10 protein-coding genes are annotated in these 10,520 nt (G+C 60.0%); 8 read left to right on the forward strand and 2 right to left on the reverse strand.

The window, feature by feature from the left end; all coding sequences use genetic code 11:
• From BN3795_RS14550 to BN3795_RS14580, 7 genes are all read left to right on the forward strand, one after another.
• On the forward strand, window positions 1-928 hold a 928-nt coding region (locus BN3795_RS14550), incomplete at its 5' end, for a nitrogenase component 1 (protein WP_332835606.1).
• Window positions 925-2,454 carry a nitrogenase molybdenum-iron protein subunit beta gene (gene nifK, locus BN3795_RS14555; protein WP_198524722.1) on the forward strand — a complete coding sequence of 510 codons (1,530 nt, stop codon included), beginning with the start codon at window positions 925-927 and terminating at the stop codon, window positions 2,452-2,454. The genes BN3795_RS14550 and nifK, both read left to right, overlap by 4 nt.
• 64 nt (window positions 2,455-2,518) lie before the next feature.
• Window positions 2,519-3,880 (forward strand): nitrogenase iron-molybdenum cofactor biosynthesis protein NifE, encoded by a 1,362-nt coding sequence (gene nifE, locus BN3795_RS14560; protein WP_068785418.1) that lies wholly within the window; start codon window positions 2,519-2,521, stop codon window positions 3,878-3,880.
• Window positions 3,877-5,205, forward strand: coding sequence for a nitrogenase iron-molybdenum cofactor biosynthesis protein NifN (gene nifN / locus BN3795_RS14565; protein ID WP_068785419.1), 1,329 nt, complete (start codon window positions 3,877-3,879; stop codon window positions 5,203-5,205). The genes nifE and nifN overlap by 4 nt, the downstream gene beginning before the upstream one ends.
• Window positions 5,180-5,590, forward strand: coding sequence for a NifB/NifX family molybdenum-iron cluster-binding protein (locus tag BN3795_RS14570; RefSeq protein WP_068785420.1), 411 nt, complete (start codon window positions 5,180-5,182; stop codon window positions 5,588-5,590). Before nifN ends, BN3795_RS14570 begins: the two co-directional genes overlap by 26 nt.
• A 179-nt stretch (window positions 5,591-5,769) precedes the next feature.
• Complete coding sequence (locus BN3795_RS14575) at window positions 5,770-6,552, forward strand: HesA/MoeB/ThiF family protein (protein WP_110945190.1); 783 nt, start codon at window positions 5,770-5,772, stop codon at window positions 6,550-6,552.
• Between the two features lie 15 nt (window positions 6,553-6,567).
• On the forward strand, window positions 6,568-7,701 hold the full coding sequence (locus tag BN3795_RS14580; protein ID WP_068785421.1) for a homocitrate synthase/isopropylmalate synthase family protein: 1,134 nt from the start codon (window positions 6,568-6,570) through the stop codon (window positions 7,699-7,701).
• Window positions 7,702-7,759: 58 nt separating this feature from the next.
• Here BN3795_RS14580 and modB read toward each other — a convergent pair whose 3' ends face one another.
• On the reverse strand, window positions 7,760-8,434 hold the full coding sequence (modB, locus tag BN3795_RS14585) for a molybdate ABC transporter permease subunit (RefSeq protein ID WP_068785422.1): 675 nt from the start codon (window positions 8,432-8,434) through the stop codon (window positions 7,760-7,762).
• Window positions 8,435-8,440: 6 nt separating this feature from the next.
• Complete coding sequence (gene modA / locus BN3795_RS14590) at window positions 8,441-9,313, reverse strand: molybdate ABC transporter substrate-binding protein (protein WP_068785423.1); 873 nt, start codon at window positions 9,311-9,313, stop codon at window positions 8,441-8,443.
• Between the two features lie 157 nt (window positions 9,314-9,470).
• Between modA and BN3795_RS14595 the strand changes: the two genes are divergently transcribed.
• The gene (locus BN3795_RS14595) at window positions 9,471-10,460 is read left to right on the forward strand and encodes a substrate-binding domain-containing protein (RefSeq protein WP_068785424.1); all 990 of its coding nucleotides are present in this window, start codon (window positions 9,471-9,473) and stop codon (window positions 10,458-10,460) included.
• Window positions 10,461-10,520 lie beyond the last annotated feature (60 nt).

Consider the following 10,520-nt stretch of genomic DNA (forward strand, 5'->3'; position numbering starts at 1 on the left):
CGGCATCCCGATCGTGCCGGTCCGCTGCGAAGGCTTCAGGGGCGTCAGCCAATCGCTGGGCCATCACATCGCCAACGACGCGATTCGCGATTTTCTCATGGGCCGGGCGGAGCTCAAGGAATGCGGCCCGTACGACGTCAATATCATCGGCGATTACAACATCGGCGGCGATGCCTGGGCGTCGCGGATTCTGCTGGAGGAAATGGGGCTCCGGGTCATCGGGCAGTGGTCCGGCGACGGCACGCTCCAGGAAATCATGACCGCCCACAAAGCCAAGCTGAATTTGATCCACTGTTTCCGCTCCATGAACTATATGTGCGAAGTGATGGAACGGGAGTACGGCATTCCCTCCATGGAATACAACTTTTTCGGGCCGACCAGAACGATCGAAAGCTTGCGGGCCATCGCCGCCCGCTTCGACGATACGATCCGGGCCAACTGCGAGAAGGTCATCGCCAGATACCAAGGGGAGATGGAGAAGGTCGTCGCCAAATACCGTCCCCGGTTGGAGGGGAAAAAGGTGATGCTGCTGATCGGCGGCCTGCGGGCCCGCCATACGATCGGTGCCTACGAGGATCTGGGCATGGAGATCGTGGCCACCGGTTACGAATTCGCCCACAAGGACGACTATTTAAAAACGATCCCCGAGCTGCGCCAAGCGACGATTCTGATGGACGATCCCGGGGCTTACGAGCTGGAGGAGCTGGCGCAGCGGCTGAACATCGATTTGATGGGAGCGGGGGTCAAAGAGAAGTACGTCTATCACAAAATGGGCATCCCGTTCCGGCAAATGCATTCCTGGGATTACAGCGGGCCTTACCACGGGTTCGACGGGTTTCGGGTGTTTGCCCGCGACATGGATATGGCCGTCAACAGCCCGGTATGGAAACTGGTTCAAGCGCCGCGGCGCGAGGAGGTGACGGCGTGAGCGATAACGGAACGATTTTGGATCATAACAAGCTGTTCGAGGAGGAACGATACGTCCGGCAACGGGAACGGAAACGGGAGTTCGAAGGCGCTTGTCCCGAAGAAGAGGTGCTGCGAACCGCAGCGTATACCCGGTCCAAGGAGTATTCGGACAAAAACTTCGAGCGGCAGGCGGTAGTCGTCAATCCGGCCAAAGCTTGCCAACCGCTCGGGGCGGTGATGGCGGCGCTGGGATTCGAGAAGACGCTGCCGTTCGTCCACGGTTCGCAGGGCTGCACCGCGTATTTCCGCAGCCACTTTGCCCGGCACTTCAAAGAGCCGGTGCCCGCGGTCTCCTCGTCGATGACCGAAGACGGAGCGGTATTCGGCGGCATGCGCAATCTGATCGACGGTCTGGAAACGAGCATCGCCCTATACAAGCCGTCGATGATCGCGATGAGCACCACCTGCATGGCCGAAGTCATCGGCGACGACTTGTCGGCCTTTATCGGGAACGCGCGCAAGGAAGGCGTTCTGCCGGAAGGCATGCCGATACCGTTCGCCAATACGCCAAGCTTTTCCGGCTCCCATATTACCGGCTACGACCATATGCTGAAGGCGATTCTAAGCTATTTGTACGAACGCGCTGGCGAGCAGGACATAGCTGCTGCAGGCGGGAAGCTGAACGTCTTGCTCGGGTTTGAACCCTATACGGGCAATTTTGCCGAACTGAAGCGCATCTTGGAGCTGTTCGGCGCGGAGTACACCGTCCTCGGGGACCATAGCGAGAACTTCGACTCCGGCGCGGATGGGTCGTACGCTTATTATTACGGCGGCACCCGACTGGCCGACGTGCCTTCGGCGGCAAAGGCGAAAGGGGCGTTGGCGCTGCAAAAACACGGCTTGCGCAAAACGATCGCCTATATGGAGGAGGCTTGGGGGCAAAGAGTGCAGGCGATGCACACGCCGCTAGGCGTCGGGGCCACTGACCGGCTGCTTGAAGCGATCGCCGGGCTGACGGGCATACCGATACCGCAAAGCCTGTTGGCGGAACGGGCGCGAACCGTTGATGCGATGACCGATTCCCACAATTATTTACACGGGAAGCGGGTGGCGATGGCCGGCGATCCCGACCTGCTGCTCGGCTTGATCGGCTTTGGTCTGGAGCTCGGCATGGAGCCGGTCCACATCGTCTGCTCGAACGGGGATCCGGAGTTCGAGCGGGAGGCGCGGCTGCTACTGGACGCGAGCCCTTACGGGGCCGAGGCGAAGGTGCATGTCGGCCGCGATCTGTGGCATATGCGCTCCCTGCTGTTCAATGAGCCGGTGGACCTTGCCATCGGCAGCAGTCATTTGAAATATGCCGCGAAGGAAGCCGGGGTGCCATTGCTGCGAATCGGTTTCCCGATTTTTGACCGGCATCACTTGCAGCGTTATCCGGTCATCGGCTATCAAGGGGCGCTGAACTTGCTGATGATGTTCGTCAATACGGTGTTGGAGCAGCTCGATGAGCAGGCTCCGGCCCATAGCTTTGACCTTGTGCGTTAATCGTACAGGGTCAAACGGTTATCGACGGGAATAGCGACTTCGGAAAGCGGGAGGGATCGAACGGATGGAAGCGATCAGAATCACGGGTTATACGGGAGCTCAGGAATCCTGCGGCAAAGAAGCGCCGCAAAGCAAACCCTGCCCGCGGCCGAAACCAGGCGCCGCTACAGGGGGGTGTTCGTTCGACGGCGCGCAAATCGCGCTGCTGCCGATCGCGGATGCGGCCCATCTGGTTCACGGTCCCGGCGCATGCGCGGGAAACAGCTGGGAAACGAGGGGCAGCTTGTCGAGCGGCCCCCGGCTGGCGTCGTACGGCTTTACGACCGATTTGAGCGAGCGGGACATTATTTTCGGCGGGGAAAAAAAGCTGCGCGAAGCGCTCGAATATCTCGCGAAGCGGTATTCGCCTCCGGCGATCTTCGTCTATGGCACCTGCGTCTCGGCGCTGACGGGCGAGGATATCGATGCGGTCTGCAAACGGGCAACCGAGGAGCTCGGATTGGCGTGCGTTCCTGTCAATAGCCCGGGGTTTGTCGGCAGCAAAAACCTGGGCACCCGGCTGGCCGGGGAGGCGCTGTTTCAACATGTGATCGGGACGGTGGAGCCGCCCGACGTCTCGGACTCCGCGGTCAATTTGATCGGCGAATACAATATCGCCGGCGAGCTTTGGGATATCGAAAAACTGCTGAATCAGGCGGGCATGCGCCTTCACGCCAAAATTACCGGAGACGGCCGGTTTCATGAAATTGCCGGAGCTCACCGCGCAAAAGCCAATATGATCGTATGCAGCCGTGCGCTGCTGGGTCTCGGCGTCAAAATGGAGCAAAAATACGGGATTCCCTATTTTGAAGGTTCCTTCTATGGGGCCAAAGAAACGAGCTATTCCCTGCGGCAACTGGCTTATCTGCTGAATCAGCGGGAGGTGGAGCGGCGTGTCGATCGCCTGGTGGAGCACGAAGAGGCGCGGGTGCAGCGGGCTTTGGCCCCCTATCGCAAGAAGCTTAAAGGCAAGCGGGCCGTGCTGTACACGGGCGGCGTCAAAAGCTGGTCGGTCCTCACGGCGCTTCAGGAGCTCGGGATCACCGTCGTCGGCGTCGGCACAAACAAAAGCACCGCCGGCGATATCGCCCGGATTGCCGAAAGGGTCGGAGAGGATGCGGCGTACATCGCCGAAGGGGGAGCCGGCCGCATTTTGAAGACGGTGCGCGAGCGTAAGGCCGACATGGTCATTGCCGGCGGCCGCAACATGTATATGGCGCTTAAAGAACAGATCCCGTTCGTGGACATCAATCAGGAACGGCATACCGCATACGCGGGGTATGACGGGGTAATCCGCCTGGCCGAACAGCTGGCGAACGCGCTGGAACATCCGGTGTGGGGCTTGGTCCGCTCGCCCGCTCCGTGGGAGAGGGGGGCGTCATCATGACCGTAAGGAAGAGCTCCAAACCACTGGACTGCAATCCGTTGAAGATCAGCCAGCCGCTCGGCGGGGTGCTGGCGCTGCAGGGAATTTACCGCTCGATGCCGATCATACACGGGTCGCAGGGCTGCGCGTCGTTCGCCAAGGCGCTGCTGACCCGTCATTACCGCGAACCGGTGGCGCTACAAACGACCGCGCTGCAGGAAATGGACGTCATTTTCGATGCCGACCGGAACCTGGAGGAAGCGTTGGAAACGGTGCTGGAGCAGCATCGCCCGGATTGCCTAGGGGTCGTCAGCACCGCGTTGACGGAAGCGTCGGGAACCGATTACGCCGGCAAAGTGAAAAAGTTCAAGCGCGACCGGAACCCGAAGGATACGCTGCTGGTGGCCTGCTCGCTTCCCGACTATCGCGGTTCTCTGGAATCGGGGTTCAGCGCGATGGTCGAAACCCTCATCGACGGTCTGCTGGAGCAGGCGGGACGCCGGGTCCAAAAACCGGTCAAACGTCAAATCAATCTGCTCCCCGGGTCGTTTCTGACGGCGGGGGACGTGATGGAGCTCAAAGAAATCATCGGCTCCTTCGGCTTTGAAGTCATCGCCCTTCCGGATTTGTCGACCTCGTTGTCCGGGCATTTGCTGACGGGGTTCACGCCTTTGACCCGCGGCGGGGTGCCGGTGGATGCGGCCCGGCAGATGCTGCGTTCCGAATTCACCATCGCGGTCGGCTCCAGCATGGAGCGCCCGGCCCGCCGGCTGCATAACGGAGCGGGGATTCCGTACCGCGTATTCGACGGCATTACGGGGCTCAAGGCCAGCGACGCGTTTTTTTACTTTTTGCAGGAATTCAGCCGGGAACCCGTTCCCGTCCGGTATCGCTGGCAGCGGGAAAATTTGCTTGACGCTATGCTCGACGCCCACTTTGATTATGCGGGGGCAACGGCGGTGATCGCCCTGGAGCCGGATCATCTGCGTTCGTCCGTCGCTTGGCTGGAGGAGATGGGCGTGGAGTTTAGCGCTCTCGTTGCGTCTTATGATGCGCCGAGCCTAAGGGAAGCGGAACGGGACATCTGGATCGGTGATTTCGAGGATGCCGAACGGCTGGCGGAAGGCGCCAAGCTCTGGATCAGCAATTCCCACGGCAAAAGCGGTGCCGAGCGCTCTGCGGCCGCGTTTATGGCGGCGGGGTTTCCGATCCTTGACGAGCTGGGGGCGTACACGTCCTTAACGGTCGGATACCGGGGAACGATGGAGCTGATTCATAAGACGGGCAACCGGCTGATCCAAAGGGAGGGGGATTATCGTCATGCGAGTCGCGTTCGCCACGGATGACGGGCGGCATGTGAACGCCCATTTCGGGCATAGCCCGAGGTTTGCGGTCTATGAGGTGAGGCCGGGATCCGCCGTTTTCTTGGAGGAGCGCAGCTTACCGGCGCAGATCGCGCAAGACGAGCTTGGCAAAATCGACGCGCGGATCGCCCTGATCGAGGATTGCACGCTCGTGTTTCTGGTGCAGATCGGGGCCTCCGCAGCGGCGCGCGTCACCCGGCGGAAAATGATGCCGGTCAAAGTACCGACGGGCGTGGGAATCGAAGATCAGATCGGCAAGTTGCTGGAGATGTTGCGCGGCAAACCGCCGATGTGGCTGAGCAAGGTGCTGCTGGCCGAGGAGGAAGCCGGGAACGGCGGGAACCCTTTGGAAGCAAAGGAGGGATAACGATGGAAGAAGCTTTAAGCGGGGAAACCCGTATTTCCCGTTTACCTCCCGGGCCAAGCTGGAGCGGTTCGCGCTAACCTGTTTGAAAGAAGCGTTGAGAGGGCTGGAGCGTTACAGGAATGTAGCTACAAACGAAACGGTTAACCTAGGCGATCGGAAGAAAAGGGAGGAGCAATCGGATGGCGAATAGGCGTACATCGAAGCCGGCAACAGGTCTTCACGGTTTCGTCTCCGCATCAACGCGGGAGTCTCTCCGGTACGAACGCCAGCAAAAGCTGCTGGGAGCGGAGGGCCAGCGGAAGCTAAAAGAGGCGACCGTGATGGTGGCCGGCATCGGCGGACTTGGCGGAACGGCCGCGCTCTACTTGGCCGCAGCCGGCATCGGACGCCTGATTCTGGCGCATGAGGGCGTCATCCGGGAACCGGATCTGAACCGCCAAATCTTGATGGATGCCGACCGTATCGGCAAGGAACGGATCGCAACTGCGGTGCGAAATCTGAAGCGCATTAACCCGGACGTCGACATCGAAGGGCATAATGCCAAAATTACGGAAGAGAGCGAACCCTGGGTGAGGCGTGCGGATCTCGTGATCGACGCGCGGTACGATTTTCCCGAACGGTACGAGTTGAACCGGTTGTGCGTCGCGGCGGGCAAACCTTTGGTCGAAGCGGCCATGTACGGCTTTGAGGTGTCGCTGACGACGATCGTTCCCGGCTTAACCCCTTGTCTCGCGTGCTTATACCCGGAGCGGGAACAGGAGTGGGAGCCTTTTGGGTTTCCGGTGTTGGGCGCCACCTCCGGCTTGGCCGGCTGTCTGGCCGCGATGGAGGCGGTGAAGTGGATCGCCGGGGTCGGTCGTCCGTTTCTGCAGGTCATGCACCGGATCTATACGCTGGATATGAGCAGTTATGTCGTGTCGCTGCGCCGGAATCCGGATTGCGCTTGCTGCAAGGGAATATAGGGGGGTAGCGTACCGATGGGCTTGCTGCGGATTTGCGATACAACGCTGCGTGACGGGGAGCAGGCGGCCGGCGTCGCTTTCACCGGGGAGGAGAAGCTGGAAATCGCCAAAAGCCTGGCCGCTTGCGGTGTTGAGCAGGCCGAAGCGGGAATACCCGCGATGGGCGAAGAGGAGCGCGAGACGATCCGCCGGATTGTCTCACTGGGGCTTCCAATCCGGTGGATCGCTTGGAACCGGGCGCGCCGCTCCGATATTGACGCCTCGCTTGCGGCCGGGGTTGATTGGGCTCATATCTCGCTGCCCGTATCGGCGATCCAGATGCGAGCCAAGCTGGGAGCGGGTCCGTCCGAAATCCTGGAGCTCGGGAAAGCGGCGGCGGTTTATGCATTGGCAAAGGGGCTTGCGGTCTCGATCGGTTTTGAGGACGCTTCTCGCGCTGATCTGTCGTTTTTGCGGGAGTTGATGAACGCCTTCCGGCGGGAGGGAGTCCGCCGCTTCCGTTATGCCGATACGCTGTCGGTTCATCATCCCGGCGAATTGGCTGCGCGAATTTCCGCACTGCTCGCCGGCTTCCCGCCGGAGATCGAGCTGGAAATTCACTGCCACAACGATTTCGGGTTGGCGACGGCCAATACGCTTGCCGCCGTGCAGGCCGGAGCCAAGTGGGCCAGCACGACCGTGCTCGGTATCGGCGAACGGGCGGGCAACGCGCCGCTTGAAGAAGTGGTGATGGCCTGGAAGCATATCTACCATGGGACATGCGCGGTGCGTGCCGAAAGCATGAAGGCGCTGGCAGAGCTTGTGGCCCGGGCGTCCGGGCGCGAGATCCCGGCAACCCGGCCGCTGCTCGGTCGAATGGCTTTCGCCCACGAATCGGGCATTCACGTGGACGGCTTGCTCAAAGATCGCCGCACCTATCAAACCCTAAACCCCGAAGAGCTCGGGATGAGCCACGAATTCCTGCTCGGCAAGCATTCCGGCCGAAGTTCGGTTCGTCAAGCGCTGCGGAAGGAAGGGATGGAGGTAAGCGAGGGGATCGTCGCTTCATTGCTGAAGCGGCTGCGGCGGACGGCGGGTGAACGCAAGCGACCGGTCGACGTCTCCGAACTGAAGCAATGGGCGATCGAAGAACAGATACGGCAGCTTTAAAACACGAAGCGACAGCACGGATAAAACTCCCCGTCAAGCGGATTGCCCGACGGGGAGTTTAGTCGTTTTTCAGACGAGAGGAGATCCACAGCAGGCCGAAGGACAGCAGAATGGTGCAGCCTGTCAGCGCCCAGGCGAGCGGCAGGTTTCCGGCGTCGACGGCAAAATAAATCGCCGTCGGGATCGTTTGCGTCCGGCCGGGGATGTTGCCGGCAATCATCATCGTCGCCCCGAATTCGCCGAGCGCACGGGCAAAGCCAAGAATAAACGCCGCTTGCAAGGAGCGGGAGGCGAGGGGCAGCACAATATACCGCAGCACCTGCCATTCTCCGGCACCTTGCGAGCGGGCCGCGTCTTTCAGCTCCGGATCCACCGCATGAAAGCCGGACTTCAGCGTTTGATAGATCAGCGGGAAGCTGACGACGGCTGCGGCAACCACCGCGCCAAGCGGGCGGAACACGAAGCTCAGGTGAAACAGGGTTTCTGCGGCTTGTCCGATCCAGCCGTTCTTTCCCAGCACCACAAGCAAAATAAAACCAACTACGCTTGGCGGCAGCACGAGCGGCAGGAGAAAGACCGTCTCTACCAGCGTTTTTCCGTAGAAGGAAGCGGCGGACACCCGCCATGCCGCCAGTAGTCCCGCCATAAAAGCGATGACGGTGGCGGCGATGGATACTTGCAGCGATAAGACGACAGGTTCCCAAAAGGATTCCGAAATTCCTAGTGCATGCATCAGCGATTACTCCGCCGGGCTGAATCCGTATTTGCTGAACACCTGCCGGGCGGGGTCGCTCCGCAAAAAGTCATAGAAGGCTTTGGCCTCGTCCGGATGGGCGCTGTTCTTCAAGACCCCGACCGGATAGGCGATCGGATCATGGCTTTCGGGTTCCACACTCAAGGCCACTTTCACCTTATCGGAAAGGGCGGCGTCGGTTTTGTACACGAACCCGGCGTCGACGTTTCCGGTTTCGACGTAGGACAACACCTGCTTGACGTCTTTCGTCAGCACCAGCTTGGACTGCAGGTTATCCCACAGCTTATGGAAAGCAAGGGTTTGCTGCGCGTATTTCCCGGCCGGGACGGATTCGGGCGTGCCGATGGCGATGTCGCCGAGATTAGCCAGATCCTCGATTTTGTCGATCTGCACGGTACCGTTCTTCGGAACGACCAGCACCAGTTCATTATTGAGCAGGTTTGCCGTCAGTTGGTTGTCCACGAGTCCCTTGTCGCTCAAGGCTTCCATTTGTTTGGTCCCGGCGGACAGGAACAGGTCGGCGGGAGCGCCTTGTTCGATTTGCTGCTGGAGCGTGCCGGAGGCGGCATAATTGAAGGTCAGCTGGATATTGCCGTGTTCGGCTTCGTACAGGCTCTTAAGCTCATTCAGACTATCGGTCAAGCTGGCGGCGGCGGAGATGAGCAGTTCGACCGGCTCGGCGGCTTCGCTAGGGTCATCGGCTGTGGTTGAAGCTTGGGTATTCTTGCCGCTGCTTTGTTCGGCACTGACCGAAGCGGCATCCTTCGGCGAAGCGGTGTTCCCGGCGCATCCGGCGGATGTGAGCAAAATGAGGGAAGTGAATATGGCTAAAAAAGGGAGTTTGAAATATTTATTCATATCGAATCCTCCTGGATATATCTAGTTATAGCTAGATTATACGAAACATAACGATCTGTATAGGTATGTGGGGGGGATTTCGTTGAAAAAAAGGGAAATCCCCGGTAAGATGAGTCTAGTTGCATGAACTAGGGCGAAACGGATGAAGGAGAAAGACATGACTGAACCGATCTCTTATACGGCGGAGGAAATCGCCAAGCTGTTAAAGGTATCTAAGTTAACCGTATATGATCTGATCAAAAAAGGGGAGCTTCCCGCTTACCGTGTCGGCAAGCAGATGAGAGTGGATTCGACCGATCTGGAGGCCTACAAGCACAGGGCGAAGAGCGGGGTTTTATCGCCCGCTGCCGCGGCGACCCCGGTCTTCCAGGCCCCCTATACCGTGCCAGTTCGCCAGGATGCCGATGGGGGAGAAGTGCGGGGCGGGGGAAGGACGCTGGTCATAACCGGGCAGGATCCGGGGCTCGACCTGCTGGCCAAAGCGCTGGAATCCAAGAGCCGGGCGTATCGTCCGCTGCGTTCTTTTGCCAGCAGTATGGACAGCTTGGTGGCGATGTATAACGGTGCGGCGGATATCGTGAGCACCCATCTGTATGACGGGGACACTGGGGAATACAATTTGCCTTACCTCCGCAAGCTGTTCATCTCGCTTCCTTATCTGGTTCTGAATTTTGCCTCTCGCCGGGCTGGCTTCTACGTCAAGCAGGGGAACCCGCTGGGGATCCGGTCTTGGGAGGACTTGGCCCGTCCCGGGGTCCGCTTGATCAACCGGGAGAAAGGGTCGGGAGCCCGGGTGCTGCTGGATGAGCAGCTCCGCAAGCACGAGATCTCGCCGGCTTCCGTTAACGGCTACACCCAAGAGGAGACCTCCCATATGGGGCTCGGTGGGCGAATCGCCCTGGGCCAGGCGGACGTCGGTGTCGGCAGCGAACGGCCCGCCCGCATTGCGGGGCTTGAGTTCATCCCGCTTACGCTTGAACGGGTGGATTTGGTTGTGTTGAACAAGCCGGAGAACCGCGAATGGATTGCCAAGCTTCGTGAGGTGCTGGAATCCTCCGAGCTGCGCGAGGTGCTGGCGTCTTTGGGCGATTACGACCTGTCGCTCACCGGGCAAGTGCTGGCGGATCGGGAGGCGGGTTTATATTAGTAGGGTCAGGAACAAGCCGCAAGCGGCTGAACCGCCTCTCTTGGGAGGCGGTTTTTTTAA

The organism is Paenibacillus phocaeensis (assembly GCF_900021165.1).
Classification (GTDB): Bacteria; Bacillota; Bacilli; order Paenibacillales; family Paenibacillaceae; genus Fontibacillus; species Fontibacillus phocaensis.